Origin of the sequence: Sulfurimonas sp. HSL-1656 (genome assembly GCF_039645585.1) — a bacterium.
Taxonomy (GTDB): Bacteria; Campylobacterota; Campylobacteria; order Campylobacterales; family Sulfurimonadaceae; genus Thiomicrolovo; species Thiomicrolovo subterrani.
In genome coordinates this window covers 921,005-937,014 of sequence record NZ_CP147915.1, presented here as the reverse complement: position 1 = coordinate 937,014, position 16,010 = coordinate 921,005, and the positions used below count along the sequence as shown (strand labels likewise).

Below are 16,010 nucleotides of genomic sequence, written 5' to 3'. Positions count from 1 at the left end.
AGAATACATTATATATTATTATGCGAGCCTTAACTGTGACAATATTGTCACATTCTATTTGAAGGCCATCTCTTCGGCCTTGGCAAGCAGTTCCCGGGCACCCTGTTCGATAAACGTTTCCGCCATCTGGCGGCCGAGATTGCCGACGGACGCTTTGGGCACTTCAACCGTTTCGGCGATCACTTCCGTTCCGTCGGGAAGCCCGACAATCGCCTGGGTGAGTACCTGGCCGTTCTCGAGGACGGTGGCATTGACGCCGATCGGCACCTGGCAACCGCCCTGCAGCGTGTCGACGAATTCACGCTCGATCGTCGTCTCGATGCGCGTGTTTTCGTCTTCGAGTCCGTGCGCGATGGCGAGCACTTCCGGGTTATCGACCGCCTCGATCCCCAGCGCTCCCTGCCCCATCGCCGGGACCATGTCGGTCAGCGCGATCGGGTAGACGTACTCGACGCTGTCGAGCAGCCCCAGGCGGTTGATCCCCGCAGAGGCGAGGATGATCGCATCGTACTCGCCCTCTTTGAGCTTGCGGATACGGGTATCGACGTTCCCGCGGAGGTCCTTGATGGTCAGGTCGGGGCGAAGGGCGAGGATCTGCATCCGGCGGCGCAGCGAGGAGGTGCCGACAACGGCCCCCTGCGGCAGGGCGTCGATGCTGGCGTATTTTTCGCTCAGCATCGCGTCGCGGTCGTCTTCGCGTTCGGTGATTGCCGCGAGCAGGAGCCCGTCGGGCATCTGTGTCGGAACGTCTTTGAGCGAGTGGACGGCGAGCTGGGCTTCGCCCGCCAGCATCGTCTCTTCGATCTCTTTGAGAAAGAGCCCCTTCCCGCCGATCTTTGCCAGCGGTACATCGAGGATCTTGTCGCCGCTGGTTACGACGATTTTAAGCGACACTTCCAGTCCGGGGTTCTGCTCTTCAAGAACGGCCTTGATGTGTTCGGACTGCCAGAGTGCCAGCTTGCTTCCGCGGGTTGCGATGACGAGTTTCTTCATTTAACGTTGACTCCCTTGTAACGGTTTTTTGTCGCATCTTTTTCGCCGTCGAAATAGACCGTCGGCGTCCCGCTGACCATCAGGGATTCGATGACGGAATTGTCCGCATCCACGTGGGCATTGACAGCCGCCGCGTGCAGGTCGCTGACTTTGAGGTTCGTGTTGACGGCTTTATTGAAGGCATCGAGGATCTTCTGCTCGTCCGTTTCACGCGTAATGGTCGTCGGTACCGTGTAGAGCGCAAGCGTGACATCCTTGCGTCCCTGCAGCTCTGCGGCCACCGCCGCGCGTGTCAGCGTCGAGGCTGCCGGGTGCAGCCGCTCCAGCGGGAAGTGGTAGTAGTAGACGGCAAAAGTCTCCGGGTACTGTTTCATATACTCCAGTGCTTTGGGCACGTAGCTGCGGCAGAAGGGGCAGAGCGGATCGGAGAAGATCGCCACTTTGTGCTTCGCGTTCGCGTTGCCGTAAATGAGATTCGCCTCGGCGTAGTAGTCGGCTTTGAACTGCGGCGCCACGCTGTCGCGCAGGCTCTTGCCCGTCTTCATATTCGTCAATTCGCCGGTGATCACCGTGTCGTTGGCAAAATAGATCACGCGCTGCTTGACTTCGCGCTCCTCTTTGCCCTGCTTGACTTTGGCGTCCAGCGCCACGATGAAACTGTCCCATCCTTTCATGCCATCAATCGGGTTGCGTTCAATCACCTTGACGGTCAGTGACGAAATCGCCGGATTTTTAGAGAGGTTGTTTTTGAGGAAGGTTTCGACTTCGCTGTTGGTCGCGGCAAAAACGCTAGCGCTTATCAGCATCGTCGCTGACAATTTCGACATCAATGACATGGTCATCCTTTTGTGTGAAGTGAGTTGATGAATCGTGCTTGGATTGTGACACAAATCGGTTAACCAACATCTTCGTAATCACACTGAACTGCAGCAGCACGCCGAGGATATCGGTCAGGAAACCGGGGGCGATCAGCAAAAAAGCCCCCAGAATGGTAAAGAGGTTGAGCTGCTGGAACTCGAAGGGGTCGATACGCGCCTGGTTCAGCGCGTTGATGTTCTCCGCCAGCGTTCCCCGGAAGTTTGCCAGGATCACGATGCCCACCAGGGCGCTCGCGATCAGCTCGACAAAGGTCCAGATGCCGCCGATCGCCGAAGCGATATTGACGGAAACGACCACTTCCAGGAAAAGATAGAGGAGAAAGTAGATCATCCGATCCACTCCATGATACGCGCGAAGGCCTCGGAAGACGGCACATCGGTTTTCGTATCTTCGGCACGGTCAAAGAACTGCACGATCCCGTTCGCAAGCTCCTTGCCGATAATGACGGTAAGCGGGTAACCGACCAGCTCCGCATCTTTCGCCTTGAAGCCGAAACGCTCCTTGCGGTCGTCCATGATGACGTCAACGCCTGCCGCCTGCAGCGAAGCGTAAAGGCTCTCCGCCAGCGCCACCTGCTCCTCGTCTTTGATGTTTGAGATCATCAGGTTGACCAGGTACGGTGCCGTTGCCTTCGTCCAGACACACCCTTTTTCATCATGGTGCTGTTCGATCACCGCGGCGATGAGGCGGCTTACACCCATCCCGTAGGTACCCATGACGAAGGGCTCCGCTTTGCCGTTTTCGTTGAGGAACTGTGCCCCCAGCGGTGCTGAGTAGACCGTGCCCAGTTTAAAGATGTGGCCGACCTCGATCCCTTTCGTATAGGAGAGCTTACCGTCACAGACCGGACAGCCGTCGCCCTCTTTGACCTCGTAAAGCGCGGCATACTGCGCCTCTTCCGGCAAAACGGAGAGATCGACGCCGACATAGTGGTAGTCCGTTTCGTTCGCGCCGCAGATCATGTTCGCCGCCCCTTTGACATCCGCATCAAAGATCGTGCGCACGGTGTCGAGATCCAGCGGCCCGATGAAGCCCGGGACCAGGCCCAGAGCGGAGAGCTCCTCTTCGTTGACATCGACCAGGTCCAGTGCACCGCAGGCGTTCACCGCTTTGACCTCCTGCAGGTCGTCGCAGCCACGCAGGAAGAAGACGACAACCTCATCGCCCTCTTCATAGATCGCCCGCTTTGCCACAGCCTTGAGCGTGTAGTAAGGGTCGACGTGGAAAAAGCCGCCGAGATCCTCGATGCTCTTGATACCCGGTGTCTCAAACTTGTTGAAATCCGCTTCCGGTGCCTCAGGGATCTCCCTGCGTTCCGAACGTCTCGCAGCTTCAATATTTGCGCCGTATTCACAGCGGTCACAGACGGCCAGGGTATCTTCACCGCTGTCGGCGAGCACCATCAGCTCTTTCGAGCCCGATCCGCCGATCGCGCCGCTGTCGGCCTCGACGATGCGGAAATCAAGTCCCAGACGTTCCAGAACGCGCTTGTAGGCCGCTTCCATCGCATCGAATTCGCGGTCGAGGTCCTCGTAAGAGGTGTGGAAGCTGTAGCCGTCTTTCATGACGAACTCGCGGGCGCGCATCAGGCCGAAGCGCGGACGTGCCTCGTCGCGGAACTTCGTCTTGATCTGGTAGAGGTTCAGCGGCAGCTGCTTGTAGCTGTTGACGCGGTTGCGTACGAGGTTGACCATCATCTCCTCGTGGGTCGGCCCGAGGACGAAGAGGTTCTCTTTGCGGTCACGGAAACGCAGGAGCTCCTTGCCGAACTTCTCGATCCGGCCGCTCTCTTCCCACAGTTCGGCCGGGGTGACGAAACTGAGTTCGACCTCCTGGGCGCCGGCACGGGCCATCTCTTCGTTGATGATCGTTTCGATCTTTTTCAGTACCCGTTTGCCCAAAGGCATCAGGTTGTACAGTCCGCTGGCGACCTGGGCGATAAACCCGGCCCGGGTCAGATAGATGTGGCTCGGGAGCACCGCGTCTTTGGGTGCCTCCTTCTCCGTCGGGATAAAAGCCTGGGACATACGCATTGTCGGTTACTCCTCACTCATGTCTAAAATAAATGCCATCGAATCGATCATGGCGTCGATGTCGCCTTCGTCGGCCGCTTTGCGCAGCTGCTGTACCTGCGGGTGCAGGAAACGCTTGATCGCCTGCAGGGCCATCTTCTGCGCCTGGGCTTCATAGGTTTCGGGCAGGTACCCCTTGCCCACCACACGCGCTGCCTCGGTCGCCGCCGCCGTATCCGCACGGCGGTAGAGCTCCTTGATCAGCGGTTCGATGTTGAGCGATTTCAGCCAGGCGTAGAACTCCGCCGTGTAGCGGCCGACGATGGCGAAAGAAGCTTTTGCCTCCTCTTCGCGCAGCATGATGTTCTCGTCGACCGTGTTTTTCAGGTCGTCCACCCGGTGCACCGTCACCATCGCGTGGTCGATATCGCCGATGTCCCGCGGGACCGCCATGTCGAACCAGTGGCACTCCCGCTCTTTTTTCAGGCCCAGCTTGCCGTCGATGATGGGTTCTTCCGCGCTCGTGGCCGTAAAGATCATGTCGTATTCGGCCAGCACATCTTTGAGGCGTGTAAAGGGGACCAGCGTCCCGCTAACCTCTTCGGCCAGCGCTTCGACCTTCGCCATCGTGCGGTTCATCAGGCTGACCTCCGCCCCGTGGTTTTTCAGGGTCCGCGCCGCGATGACGGACATTTCGCCCGAACCGATGACCAGCGCCCGTTTGCCCGAAAGCGTTCCGAACGCCCGGCGGGCCGCCGCGACGGCGACGCTGGCGACGGAGACAGGCTTGGAGGAGATATCGGTACGGTTGCGGACTTCAGCCGCGCACTTGAAGGCGTAGTTGACCGCCCGGGTCAGTTTGTCGCCGCAGTAGCTGCGCTCCAGGGCAAAACGGTAGGCGTCTTTGAGCTGGCCGGAGATCTGGGTTTCGCCGACGATGAGCGAATCCAGCGAACTGGCGACGCTGAAGAGATGGTGGATCGCCCCCTGGTCTTCAAAGAGTTCCGCCCGCCCCTCAAGCTCGTTGAGGCTGATCCCCGAGTGCTCGTGCAGGAGCATAAAGAGGTGTTTGGCCGCTTCGCCGGGGTTGTTGCAGCTGCTGATCAGTTCGATGCGGTTACAGGTGGAGAGGACGAAGGCTTCGTTCAGGTAGGGGGCTTCCAGGGTACGGGCAAGAAACGTCTCTTTGGTTTTATCATCATTGAACGCCAGCTTGTCCCGGATGGGAAGCGTCGTGTTTTTGTGCGTAAAACTGAGAATGAGGTAGTGCATCAGAAGGTTCTTTGCATCATGGATTCTATGACCGCTTCGAGCGGCGCGTCGCCGCTGACCGCCTGTTTTGCTTCGTCACTGAGACGGCGGGCCTGCGCGTAGGCGGCCTTGACCGCACCGCTTGCCTCCAGCTGCTCCTTGAGCCAGCGGGTCTCTTCGCCAGATGCGGTTTTGCCGTGAAGGGCAAGGAGGCGTTCTCTCCCCTCCCCTTCAAGGGTGCGGTAGAGGTGGATATACGGCAGGGTGCATTTACCCTCGACAAAGTCGTTCATCGCCGGTTTGCCCAGCGTCGCTTCATCGGAAACGATATCGAGGATGTCGTCGATGATCTGGAAGGCGACGCCGAGGTTTTTGCCGTAGAGTGCATACGCCTCGGCATTCTTGCCGACCAGCATGGCGGCACTTTGTGCCGCGGCTTCGATCAGGACCCCCGTCTTGAGATAGAGCATCTGCAGATAGCGGGTATCATCCTCATTGAATGATTTCGCCATCTGCACATCCATCATCTCGCCGACCGAGAGCGACGTAACGGCATCCGCGACGGTCTTTGCGATCTGCGCATCGAACTGTGTCAATTCGCTGAACGCCTTGGAGTAGAGAATGTCGCCGAGCATCACCGCCTGTTTGCTTCCCTCGGTCGCATTGACCGAAGGGGTGCCGCGGCGCAGCTGGGCCTCGTCGATGACATCGTCGTGCAGCAGGCTGGCGGCGTGGATCAGTTCGATCACCGCGGCCAGTGTCACGGAAGCGTCGCTCTCGCCCGCGATCATCATGATCAGCCGGGCACGGAGGCGCTTGCCGCCGGACAGTGTTTCAAAAAGCCCGGTCGCGTACGGGTATCCCACCGCTGCGACCATCTCCTGCATTCTGCGCGCTACCGCTTCGACCATCTCGGCGTTTTCCCCCTATTCGCTTTGACTGAGGACGTTGCCCATCGACTCGATATAGAGTTCCTTCGCCATGTCATTGACTGCATCCGCTTCTTCGAACTGAAGCTGTTTGATCGTCCGGTCAATCGTCGCATCGTCCATGGTCTGGCCGAGCAGTTTCTCCATCGCCGCCAGGCGCTCGATGAGGCGCTGGAGCTCCCCTTCGGCGACGGAACGGTTGGCGTTGAAGATCACGTCCATGAATTTACTGCGGGGCGAACCGCCGAAGATATCGCCTTCGTCTTCAAAAAGTGCTTCGTACATCTTGTGTTACCTTGAAAATAATTCGTGATTATACCCCTTTTGGGCTTAAGTGCATCTCCTCAACTCATAATCACCGTCCGGACTTTGCCCGCCGCTACTTTACGATCCGATAAAAAAATAAAGCTAGAAAAAAATCAAATTTTAATGAAACTGTAAGCTGTAACTTATAACAATCTGTTGTTGCTTAATTATGTAGATAATGCCAAACTCGTTGCGAAACGGGGACGGAAAGCCTACGGGTCTCACTGAGACGGCCGGGTTGCCTAAACATAAAACTAAGGTCTTCTACTCCTCGAGTGTCTTGCACACGCTCTACTAATTAGCACACAATTTTTCTCGGTTCAACATAAGGTGAATTCGGTTCACTCCTTACTACTCAACCTGATGCCAACTTGCAGGCGCTGACGTCTGTGCGGACTGGGCGTCTGTAATCAAATGAGTAACCGAATTCAAACAGAGGGAGGGAAGTGTCGGCTTCCCTCCCAACCGCACTTCCTTTTCTCCTCTCATTTCAAAGCACGTCTTTACCGCTTAATGCGGTAGACGACGGCATAAAGCAGCGGTACATAGAACAAGTTCAGTACCGTTGCCCATAAGATCCCGTACCCCAGCGATACCGCCATCGGCTGAAGAATCTGCGCCTGACCGGAGGCGAAGAAGATCAATGTCATCAGCCCGAGTACCGTCGTAATCGACGTCATCAGGATCGGACGCAGACGGGTCCGCGCGCGCTGCATCAGGACTTCGCTGTCCTTGGCTTTCCGGATAAAACTCACCATGATCAGCCCGTCGTTCACGACGACCCCTGCCAGACCGACCGCACCGATAAGGCTCGGCATCGTGATCGTCAGTCCCATGATCCAGTGGCCGACATAGACCCCGACGAGCACCAGCGGGATCGTACTGAGCACGATCAGGGCCAGGACGAGCGAATCGAAGAGCCAGACGAGCGTAATAAAAATGAGGAAGATCGCCACGGCGGCCGCCTGGGACATCTCCCGGACCGTTTTGGCGTTCTCTTTCTCCTCACCCTTGACCTCGATATGGAACCCTTCGGCACCCAGCTGCGCCATCACCGGCGCGATCGCCGTCATCACCTCCGACGACGTCCGGAGATCCTTGTCCAACGAAGCGTAGACGCTGCGGATACGCACACCGTCCTCCTTCTCGATTGTCACATACCCCTGGGTATAGATAAAATCGGCGATATCGCGGAGCGCAACCGTCTGCGTGCTGCCCGGGAGCCGGATGCGGAAGCTTTCCAGGCTCTCGGGATCGTCTTTTTGCACGCTCTCGATGCGGATGCGCACCAGGCCGCTCTCGCTGAACATCTTTCCGTATTCGCCTTTGAGGTAGTGGGCGCGCAGCTGGCGACTGACTTCCGCTTCGCTCAGCCCCAGGTCATAGCCGTAGTCGTTGATACGCAGTTTCAGCTCCCGTTCGCCGAGATCGGCATCGTCGGAGATGTTATAGACTCCCGTCACCCCGGCCAGTGCCTTCTCAAGGGCACTGACGGCCGTGGCCAGTTCCGCATCATCCTTGCCGCTGAGCGCAAGCTCGATATCGTGCGCGACGACCCCCGTTCCCGGGACGGTGACATTGAAGTTCTCGAACGTTTTCGTCCCGTCCGCCTCCCTGCGCTGCGCGAGCGATTCGAGCCACTGCTTGACATCCTCGCTGATCCGCTTGGCATCGCGCTGCCGTTTGAGCACCTCGGCGTTGTACTCGATAGAGAAGATGGGGTTGATATAGCGGTTGTACCAGTTGTCGGGGGCGCGCTCGTGCAGGTCGATGAAAACCTGGAAAAGGTTCTCCCCGATCTCCGCCTTGTTTTTCGCATCCAGGCGCATCCCGATCACCGCCGTCACCGAGGAGTACTCTTCGGGATCGAGCTTTTCCAGCAAAATCCGCTCGATGGCCGCGACCCGCTCCTCGGTGTCTTCGAGTTCATTGTTGATATTGACCTTCCCCGTCACATAGACCTGGGTGACGTCAAACGCGGGGAAGAGCTGAAAGCGGCTCTGCGACACCATCACGGCTGTCAATCCGGCAATGGAAACGACGATCAGCAGCAAGGAGAGTGTCCGGCGCCGGAAGAGGAAGTGCAGCGTCTTGTCATACCAGCGGTAGAGGTGTTGCCAGATGCCGTGGCTGACGTGGCTCTCCCGGCGCAGGCGCAGCAGTTCATGGGAGTGCAGCGGCAGGAAGAAAAAGGCTTCGAAAAGAGAGCTGAGCAGCAGGATCGTGATCATCACCGGCAGGATCTTGATAAAGGTCCCCATCTCCCCGCTGATCAGCAGCATCGGCAAAAAGGCGAAGACGGTCGTCAAGGTCGCCGTCAGCACGGCAGGGAACATCTCCACCGCCCCCTGGACCGCTGCCTGACGCCTGGGCATCCCCTCCTCCATGTGGCGGTAGATGTTCTCTGCGACGACGATCGCCTCGTCGACAAGCATCCCCAGAGCGATCAGGGCGCCCAGCAGGGAGAGCATGTTGAGCGAATAGCCGATCATCTCCGTCGCGATCAACCCGATCATGAAACTCATCGGGATCCCCATCGCCACCACGAGTGCAATACCGCGATTGACGAAGATAAGCATGGCACTGAAGACGAGGATGAGCCCGACAATGATGTTGGAAACGACGGTGTTGAGGCGGTTCTTGATCCAGACCGAGGTGTCGGTGTAGACGGCGAACTGCAGGTCCGGGTAGCGTACCTCGAATTCTTCCAGGGTTTCACGTATCTGTTTGGCCAGCGCGATGGCGTTGCCCGATTTGGACTTCGTGATGTTGACGGAGACATTGCGTACCCCGTTGTAGTGCGACAGTTCCGTCGCGTCCCCCAGCTCGAAGCTGGCGGTGGCGATCTGGCCTATTTTCACCCGCTTGTCACCGACGCCGATGACCGTATTCTCGATCGCCGCCGTATCCTTTTCGCCGTTATAGGTGCTGATATAGAGGTGTTCCCCCCGCCGTTTGATGGTCCCGACGGGGAAGATGGAGCTGAGGTTCTGCAGCGCCGCAACCACGGCATCGGTGGAGAGGCCGTAGGCGTCCAGTTTGTCCGGGTCGATGCGGAAGACGAGCTCGTCGTCGGAGTCGCCGCGGATCGTGATGTCGCTGAGCTCCTTGAAGCGCGACAGCGCACTTTTGAGTTCATCCGCACGTTCAAGCAGTTCGGTCATGGGGACATCCCCCGCAATGGCTACCAGCACCAGCGGGATCGTCTCTTCATGGATCTGCGCGATGGGTTCGTCCATATCGGAGGGGAGGTCCCGCTTTGTCTGGGCGATGATATCCTTGACGTCGTTGAGCACGTTGATATTCTGCGACCCCGGCTTGATGTCACCCGTGATGGTGAAAGCGCCGTTTTTGATCGTCGTCGTCACCGTCTCCAGCTCACTGATGTTGCCCAGTTCATCCTCGATGGTGGTGACGACCATCTTGTCGAGAACATCCGCACTCGCCCCGGCATAGCCGCCGGTGATCGTGATCTTGTCCATCTGGATCGGCGGGAAGATCTCTTTGGGAATGTTGATGTAGGCGAAAACGGAGAGGAGCAGAACGAAGAGCAGGAGCATGTGGTTGAGCAGCGGCTTGTTCAGCGCAAACTCTATGAGACGTGCGATCACTGCTGCTCCTCGGCAAAGAGGGTGTCGAGCACCTGGTTTTTAAACTTCATCGCCTCCACCCGCCGTTTGATGACGAGGTTCTCCTCTTTTAGGGTCTCGTATTCGCGCTGCAGCGTCGCGATGTCGCGGCTCTTGTAGTAGATGCTGTTTTGCAGGTAGATCTTGGGAAAGAGCAGCATCCAGCCGATCCCGAAGACCATCAGCATACTGAGCAGAAACCGCAGCCCTATTCCCTTGCGGGTCACAATGGCGCTGCCGGTCTCCTCCAGGAGGTTCGCTTTAGCGTCCATGGCAGTTCATCTCGAAAAGCCTCAGCTTCGCGCTGCGGCTGCGGGGATTTTGCTTGAGTTCATCGGGGAGAGCCGTGATCGGCTTTTTCGGCCGGGGCCGCCCCAGGGCGTGGTTGTTGCCGCAGGTACAGCGCATCGCGTCACTGGGGCAGATACAGTTGCGGCTCCACTGCGCGAAACGCTGCTTGACGATCCGGTCCTCGAGCGAATGAAACGAGATGATCCCGATGAGGGCATCGGGGAAACAGGCGCGTTCACAGACGTCGAGCAGGCGGTTCAGCTCCCCCAGTTCATCGTTCACCTCGATGCGGATCGCCTGCATCACCAGCGTCGCAGGGTGGATTTTTTTGCCGCGCGGGGCGTAGGGGCGGACGGCCTCGGCGAGCGCCTTGGCTGAGCTGAAAGGGCGCTGCGCAGCAATCACCTGGGCGACTTTCCTTGCGTTGGGAACCTCCCCGTAGTCGCGCAGAATGCGCTCGAGCTCCGCTTCGGCGTAGGTATTGACGACGGTTGCGGCATCGAGCGGCGCCGAGGGGTCCATCCGCATGTCGAGGGTCTCGCTCTCAAAAGAGAAGCCGCGCTCTTTTTCATCGAGCTGCAGCGAAGAGACGCCGATATCGGCCAGTACGCCTCTGATCTGCTCCGCGCCGTAATCGCGTACGATCTCCTCCAGCACGGCGGAGAAGCGCCCCTTCCGGATCTCGACACGCTCCCCGAACGGGGCGAGCCGTTCCGTGGAGAAACGGATCGCCGTTTCGTCCTGGTCGATGCCGATCAGCCGGATGGTGGGGTTCGCTTCGAGCAGCAGGCTGCTGTGCCCGCCGTACCCCATGGTACAGTCGACGACAATGCCGGCGTCGCATCCGGAAAAAGCATCGGTGACTTCGCGGTAAAGCACCGGGATATGGGGGATATTCTGCATGCGCTATTGTAACCCGATGGAACTTAAGAGGTACTCCTGGAAATGGGCCTGCAGCGGCAGCAGGGTCTGCTGGCTGCGGGCGATCATCGTAAAGTCGCGCTCGAAGTGGTGCGCCTTGACGGGCACCTCGTACAGGTGCCCCTCTTCGAGCTCCCTTCTGACGGAAATACGCGGCAGGACGCTGAGGTAATCGGGCTTGGCCAGCAGGAAGTTCTTGATCGACTCGATGTGCTCCAGCTCCATCACCATGTTGAGCTCCTGGTCGACGGGGCTGATGGCGTTGAGAAAGACGGCCCGGGTGCCTGAGCCCTTCTCCCGCATGATCCACGGCCGCGATGCCAGCTGGTCGATGAACCACGGACCCTGCTCCGAGAGGGCTTTGTCACTGCTGAGGACGACCAGTTCGTCGCGCATCAGCACCCGGCTCTCGACCTCTTCGAGGATCCCCTCCCCCTCGATAAACCCAATGTCAACTTCACCCGAAGTGACCTTCCGGATGACGTCGGCGGTGTTGGCGCTTTTGAGGGAGATCGTGACGTGTTCGTTCTGCTCCATGTAGTTGCAGACCAGCGTCGGGATGAAATACTCCGCGATCGTCACGCTGGCCGCGAGGCGGAGCTCGCCGCGCAGCGAATCGCTGCGCATCTGGTCGTAGAGGGCATGCAGGGCATCGACATGGGGGGCGGCACTGCGCATCAGCATTGCCCCCCGCCCGTTAAGCACCAGCCGCTTGCCGATCCGTTCGAAAAGCGGTCCGTCGAGCAGCCGCTCGAGCTCCTTGATCGCCATCGATACCGCCGACTGGCTCAGCCCGAATTTTTTGGCCGTATCGATGATCTTTTCGCTCCGCCCCAGATCGAGGAAAAGTTCCAGCTGCTTCAACGTATACATTTCGCCTCCTCCTGTACCTGAAAGCCCCTCTCTTCGGGGCTGGACGGCATCCATTAAGAACAGTTTTATTGCACATTATATCATTTTGGTTTTATTTTTCTTAACTATATCTTTTTGATAAAATACGGACATAATTTTTATCAAACGATTTTATATCGTCTCAAGGTCCTCAAATCATGAAACGCAGATCTTTCCTTAAAGGCGCGCTGGCCGGTGCCGGCGTGACCGCGCTGGGCCCCGAAGCCTTCGCCGCGGGCCAGCCCGTCGATAACCGCAAAATCTCCTCCATTCCGTTCCCGCAGAAACGGCCGATGATCACCTACTCAGACCGCCCGCCGCTGCTCGAATCGCCGCGCTACGTCTTTGCCCACCCGGTCACGCCGAACGACATGTTCTTCGTGCGCTGGCACATGCCGGACATCCCGACGCATATCGACCTGGGAACCTTCCGCATCAAGGTCAACGGCCTCGTCGAGCGCGAACTCTCCCTCTCCGTCGACCAGCTGAAGCATGACTTCGAGCCGGTCGAGGTCTATGCCGTCCTGCAGTGCGGCGGTAACAGCCGCTCCGCGTTCAAGCCGACAGCCGGCGGTATCCAGTGGGGCAGCGGCGCCATGGGGTGTGCCCGTTGGAAAGGTGTGCGTCTGCGCGACATCCTTGAGCGTGCCGGTCTGAAAAAAGAGGCGGAGTGGGTCGGTTTCAACGGTTCCGAAACGGCTGCCTACTACGAAACGCCGAACTTTGTCCGCGAACTGCACCTTGAGGAGATCGGTGACCACGTCATCGTAGCCTACGAGATGAACGGCGAGGACCTGCCTTATCTCAACGGGTACCCGGTGCGCCTCGTCATCCCCGGCACCTACTCCGACAGCTGGGTCAAAATGCTGAGCAACCTGACCGTCACCAGCGACTACCAGCACCTCTTCTTTATGGACAAAGCGTACCGCATCCCGGACAACGACTGCGAATGCCAGAAGCCGGGCGAACACGTTCCGACGAAACCGATCACGAAGATGAACGTCAAGTCCTTCATCGGCTACCCGACCAACGGCGAAACGCTCTATCACAACTCCTACACCACTATCCGCGGGGTTGCCTTCGATTACGGTGCGGGCATTAAAGCCGTCATGCTCTCTTTCGACGACGGCAAAACGTGGCAGGAGGCGACGCTGGGCGACGACCTTGGCCGCTACGCGTTCCGTGCCTTCACGTATGACTTCAAACCGAAGAAATACGGCAAGCAGACCATCATGGCCAAGGCGATCAACCGCGCCGGCGAAGAGCAGCCGCTTGCCAAAGACATCAAGTGGAACCACGGCGGTTACAAATTCAACGGGATCGACGTCGTTACCGTCGAAGTAGTCTAAGGAGAGCCTTTATGAAAAAAACAATCTTTGCCGCCCTGCTGAGCCTGGGCGCCCTTAATCTCCACGCCGTCCTGAACGAGGATGTCGAAGTCCCTTATGTCCCGTTTGAGATCAAAATGGGCAAACACTTCGACCTGGTCCAGGCCAACTGTCTGACCTGCCACTCTTTCGGCTATATCCTGAACCAGGGCAAACAGTCCCGCAGCTTCTGGAAAGAGAAAGTCGAAAAGATGGTCGACGCGTTCAAGGCGCCCATCACAGATGAGGACCAGTCCCTCATCACCGACTACCTCGCCGAGCAGTACGGCAACGGCCAGCCGTAAGGCCGGCCCCTCCGTCGCGCGCTCTCCTTCACACAAAAATTCACCTATCTTCCGTTACAATAGCGCTATGAACAAACAGCATCTCAAAGAACAGCTCGTCTCTTTTTCCCTCTCGATGTTCCGCAAAGAGTTCTTCAGTATCTACCACGGCAGCGTTTCGGCCAAATCGGACAACAGCCGTTTCATTATCAATACGAAAGATACCATCTTCGACCATATGAACGAGCAGCAGCTGATCGAGCTCTATTTCCAGAAAGACTACCGCTGGAACGAGGCCAGTATCGACGCGGCCATCCACCACAGCATCTACCGCCAGATCAGCGATGCGAAATTCATCACCTTCTCGATGCCGCCCAACACGATGGCCTACAGCCTGCTGCATCCCATCATCGAGCCCATGGACTATTTCGGGATCAAGGAGATGCCCCGTGTGGAAGTCTACGACCCCCGCTCCTTCGACCAGTGGTACGAGCGCGCCTCCACGGAGATCCCCAAGCGGCTGCTCAACTCAGACCTGGAGCTGGTCGTCATCCGCGGCTACGGCATCTACGCCTATAACCGCGACCTGCACGAGATGGCGAAGCAGCTGGCCGTTCTCGAGAAGAGCTGCCGGATCCTGATGCTCCGGCAGAGTATGCTCTCCTAACTTTTAACGGCATCTGAGCAAAGCCCAGATACCTACGCTAACGCTATGTTCTCGTTGTCCTCACTTCATTGCGGAATTCCGCTTCGCTACATCAGCAGAGTGCGCCCTGAAAGAAGTGCTCTTGGAGCGCTCGCGCGCAGATATTCTGCGCTTTTATTTCAATACTACAACAGTGACGTAATTGCCTCGTAGGCCGTGTCCATCACGTAGGTCAGCTCCTCTTCATTAATAATGTACGGGGGCATGAAGTAGACGACCGGCCCCAGGGGGCGGAGCAGCACACCGCGGTTCAGTGCAAAATCAAAGACCTTCAACCCGATACGCTCCTCGGGAGTGTACCCCTCCAGTTCCACCGCAGCGACCATTCCCGTCTGCCGCACCGACTTGACGTTCGGCAGGCTTTCGAAACGTTTGAGCCCCTCCCCCATCATCGCAGAGAGTTTGCGGTTGGCTTCGATGACATTGTCGAGTTCAAAGATATCGAGCGTGGCATTGGCTGCGGCACAGGCAAGCGCATTGCCCGTGTAGCTGTGCGAATGCAAAAATGCTTTATAAAGGTTGTAGTCACAGTAGAAGGCTTCGTACACTTTTTCCGTGGTCATCGTAACAGAAAGCGGCAGATAACCACCGGTCAACCCCTTGGAAAGCGTCATCAGATCCGGGGTAATTCCCGCCTGTTCGCAGGCAAACATCGTTCCGGTTCGTCCGAATCCCGTCATAATTTCATCGGCGATCAACATAATGTCATAGTCATCGCAAAGTTTTCGCGCCTCTTTCAGGTAGCGCGGATGGTACATATGCATGTTCCCCGCCCCCTGGATCAGCGGCTCGACAATGAGGGCTGCGACCTCTTCCCCGCGGGCCTTGAGCAGGACTTCCAGTTCCGCCGCGGCGGCAACCGCAGCCTCCTCGCTCTGGTCGGCCGGTACCGGCGTCTGAATCGTCTGCAGCAGGAGCGGTCCGTAGGTCTCTTTGTAGAGCGACACGTCCCCGACGGAAAGGGCCCCGATCGTCTCACCGTGGTAACTGTTCGTCAGGGAGATAAAAAGCGGCCGCTCTTTTCCGATATTCTTATAATAGTGATAGGCCATCTTCAGGGCAACTTCGATGGCGCTCGACCCGTTGTCCGCGTAAAAACAGCGCGTTAGCCCCTCCGGCGTCAGCGCCGCCAGGCGTTCGGAAAGACGAACAACCGGCTCATGGGTGAAGCCGGCCAAAATAACGTGCTCTAACGTTTCGGCCTGGGTTTTGACCGCCGAAGAGATGATCGGGTTCGCATGGCCGAAAAGGTTGACCCACCAGCTGCTCACCGCGTCGATATAGCAGTTGCCGTCGAAATCCTCGAGATAGATACCGTTCCCTTTTTTGATCGGCGTGAGCGGCAGAAATTCGTGATCTTTCATCTGCGTGCACGGATGCCAGATATGGCGCAGGTCCCTCTCGGAAATTTCGCGGTTGTTCATCTTGTACCCTTCCTACGGTAGAATTTTGAAAATCTTATCGAAAAATATTGAACTCACAGTGAAAAAACGTGCGGAAAACAGGGAGTTTAAGGCAATTCTTAAGCTTTAAACTTATAAAATTGACAAC

Annotated in this window: 15 protein-coding genes and 1 riboswitch; of the genes, 3 read left to right on the top strand and 12 right to left on the bottom strand. The window is 57.7% G+C overall.

Annotated elements, in window-relative coordinates; genetic code table 11:
* Nucleotides 1-54: 54 nt before the first annotated feature.
* The 11 genes from hemC to WCX49_RS04690 form a co-directional block, all read right to left on the bottom strand.
* A complete protein-coding gene (gene hemC, locus WCX49_RS04740) occupies nucleotides 55-993 on the bottom strand; it encodes a hydroxymethylbilane synthase (protein ID WP_345986434.1) in 939 nt (312 codons plus the stop codon).
* Nucleotides 990-1,820 (bottom strand): thioredoxin domain-containing protein, encoded by an 831-nt coding sequence (locus tag WCX49_RS04735; protein WP_345986433.1) that lies wholly within the window; start codon nucleotides 1,818-1,820, stop codon nucleotides 990-992. Before WCX49_RS04735 ends, hemC begins: the two co-directional genes overlap by 4 nt.
* The gene (locus WCX49_RS04730) at nucleotides 1,783-2,202 is read right to left on the bottom strand and encodes an FxsA family protein (protein ID WP_345986432.1); all 420 of its coding nucleotides are present in this window, start codon (nucleotides 2,200-2,202) and stop codon (nucleotides 1,783-1,785) included. The genes WCX49_RS04735 and WCX49_RS04730 overlap by 38 nt, the downstream gene beginning before the upstream one ends.
* Nucleotides 2,199-3,905, bottom strand: coding sequence for a proline--tRNA ligase (locus WCX49_RS04725; RefSeq protein WP_345986431.1), 1,707 nt, complete (start codon nucleotides 3,903-3,905; stop codon nucleotides 2,199-2,201). Before WCX49_RS04725 ends, WCX49_RS04730 begins: the two co-directional genes overlap by 4 nt.
* Nucleotides 3,906-3,911: 6 nt before the next feature.
* On the bottom strand, nucleotides 3,912-5,156 hold the full coding sequence (gene hemA, locus WCX49_RS04720) for a glutamyl-tRNA reductase (RefSeq protein ID WP_345986430.1): 1,245 nt from the start codon (nucleotides 5,154-5,156) through the stop codon (nucleotides 3,912-3,914).
* Nucleotides 5,156-6,046 carry a polyprenyl synthetase family protein gene (locus WCX49_RS04715; protein ID WP_345986429.1) on the bottom strand — a complete coding sequence of 297 codons (891 nt, stop codon included), beginning with the start codon at nucleotides 6,044-6,046 and terminating at the stop codon, nucleotides 5,156-5,158. Before WCX49_RS04715 ends, hemA begins: the two co-directional genes overlap by 1 nt.
* 15 nt (nucleotides 6,047-6,061) lie before the next feature.
* Nucleotides 6,062-6,349 (bottom strand): DUF2018 family protein, encoded by a 288-nt coding sequence (locus WCX49_RS04710; RefSeq protein ID WP_345986428.1) that lies wholly within the window; start codon nucleotides 6,347-6,349, stop codon nucleotides 6,062-6,064.
* A 191-nt stretch (nucleotides 6,350-6,540) separates the two neighbouring features.
* Nucleotides 6,541-6,616, top strand: a riboswitch (cyclic di-GMP riboswitch).
* Nucleotides 6,617-6,873: 257 nt separating this feature from the next.
* Complete coding sequence (locus WCX49_RS04705; protein ID WP_345986427.1) at nucleotides 6,874-9,981, bottom strand: efflux RND transporter permease subunit; 3,108 nt, start codon at nucleotides 9,979-9,981, stop codon at nucleotides 6,874-6,876.
* Nucleotides 9,978-10,271, bottom strand: coding sequence for a hypothetical protein (locus WCX49_RS04700; RefSeq protein ID WP_345986426.1), 294 nt, complete (start codon nucleotides 10,269-10,271; stop codon nucleotides 9,978-9,980). The genes WCX49_RS04705 and WCX49_RS04700 overlap by 4 nt, the downstream gene beginning before the upstream one ends.
* Nucleotides 10,261-11,193, bottom strand: coding sequence for a 16S rRNA (cytosine(1402)-N(4))-methyltransferase RsmH (gene rsmH / locus WCX49_RS04695; protein ID WP_345986425.1), 933 nt, complete (start codon nucleotides 11,191-11,193; stop codon nucleotides 10,261-10,263). The genes WCX49_RS04700 and rsmH overlap by 11 nt, the downstream gene beginning before the upstream one ends.
* Nucleotides 11,194-11,196: 3 nt before the next feature.
* Complete coding sequence (locus WCX49_RS04690) at nucleotides 11,197-12,084, bottom strand: LysR family transcriptional regulator (protein WP_345986424.1); 888 nt, start codon at nucleotides 12,082-12,084, stop codon at nucleotides 11,197-11,199.
* A 176-nt stretch (nucleotides 12,085-12,260) separates the two neighbouring features.
* On the opposite strand from WCX49_RS04690, the gene WCX49_RS04685 reads away from it, so the two are divergent.
* The 3 genes from WCX49_RS04685 to WCX49_RS04675 all read left to right on the top strand — a co-directional run bounded on the left by WCX49_RS04685 (nucleotide 12,261) and on the right by WCX49_RS04675 (nucleotide 14,420).
* Nucleotides 12,261-13,451 carry a molybdopterin-dependent oxidoreductase gene (locus WCX49_RS04685; RefSeq protein ID WP_345986423.1) on the top strand — a complete coding sequence of 397 codons (1,191 nt, stop codon included), beginning with the start codon at nucleotides 12,261-12,263 and terminating at the stop codon, nucleotides 13,449-13,451.
* 11 nt (nucleotides 13,452-13,462) lie between these two features.
* Nucleotides 13,463-13,774 carry a sulfite:cytochrome C oxidoreductase subunit B gene (locus WCX49_RS04680; RefSeq protein ID WP_345986422.1) on the top strand — a complete coding sequence of 104 codons (312 nt, stop codon included), beginning with the start codon at nucleotides 13,463-13,465 and terminating at the stop codon, nucleotides 13,772-13,774.
* 67 nt (nucleotides 13,775-13,841) lie between these two features.
* Nucleotides 13,842-14,420, top strand: coding sequence for a class II aldolase and adducin N-terminal domain-containing protein (locus WCX49_RS04675; protein ID WP_345986421.1), 579 nt, complete (start codon nucleotides 13,842-13,844; stop codon nucleotides 14,418-14,420).
* A 164-nt stretch (nucleotides 14,421-14,584) separates the two neighbouring features.
* Here the strand turns inward: WCX49_RS04675 and WCX49_RS04670 are convergent, their stop codons facing one another.
* A complete protein-coding gene (locus tag WCX49_RS04670) occupies nucleotides 14,585-15,883 on the bottom strand; it encodes an adenosylmethionine--8-amino-7-oxononanoate transaminase (RefSeq protein WP_345986420.1) in 1,299 nt (432 codons plus the stop codon).
* Nucleotides 15,884-16,010: the final 127 nt, after the last annotated feature.

Coding starts and splice junctions, on each gene's coding strand:
- WCX49_RS04690 (WP_345986424.1), bottom strand. CDS start 12,084: ATGTATACGTTGAAGCAGCTGGAACTTTTCCTCGATCTGGGGCGGAGC.
- WCX49_RS04700 (WP_345986426.1), bottom strand. CDS start 10,271: ATGGACGCTAAAGCGAACCTCCTGGAGGAGACCGGCAGCGCCATTGTG.
- WCX49_RS04735 (WP_345986433.1), bottom strand. CDS start 1,820: ATGTCGAAATTGTCAGCGACGATGCTGATAAGCGCTAGCGTTTTTGCC.
- WCX49_RS04675 (WP_345986421.1), top strand. CDS start 13,842: ATGAACAAACAGCATCTCAAAGAACAGCTCGTCTCTTTTTCCCTCTCG.
- rsmH (WP_345986425.1), bottom strand. CDS start 11,193: ATGCAGAATATCCCCCATATCCCGGTGCTTTACCGCGAAGTCACCGAT.
- WCX49_RS04725 (WP_345986431.1), bottom strand. CDS start 3,905: ATGCGTATGTCCCAGGCTTTTATCCCGACGGAGAAGGAGGCACCCAAA.
- WCX49_RS04730 (WP_345986432.1), bottom strand. CDS start 2,202: ATGATCTACTTTCTCCTCTATCTTTTCCTGGAAGTGGTCGTTTCCGTC.
- hemC (WP_345986434.1), bottom strand. CDS start 993: ATGAAGAAACTCGTCATCGCAACCCGCGGAAGCAAGCTGGCACTCTGG.
- WCX49_RS04715 (WP_345986429.1), bottom strand. CDS start 6,046: ATGGTCGAAGCGGTAGCGCGCAGAATGCAGGAGATGGTCGCAGCGGTG.
- WCX49_RS04680 (WP_345986422.1), top strand. CDS start 13,463: ATGAAAAAAACAATCTTTGCCGCCCTGCTGAGCCTGGGCGCCCTTAAT.
- WCX49_RS04710 (WP_345986428.1), bottom strand. CDS start 6,349: ATGTACGAAGCACTTTTTGAAGACGAAGGCGATATCTTCGGCGGTTCG.
- WCX49_RS04685 (WP_345986423.1), top strand. CDS start 12,261: ATGAAACGCAGATCTTTCCTTAAAGGCGCGCTGGCCGGTGCCGGCGTG.
- hemA (WP_345986430.1), bottom strand. CDS start 5,156: ATGCACTACCTCATTCTCAGTTTTACGCACAAAAACACGACGCTTCCC.
- WCX49_RS04670 (WP_345986420.1), bottom strand. CDS start 15,883: ATGAACAACCGCGAAATTTCCGAGAGGGACCTGCGCCATATCTGGCAT.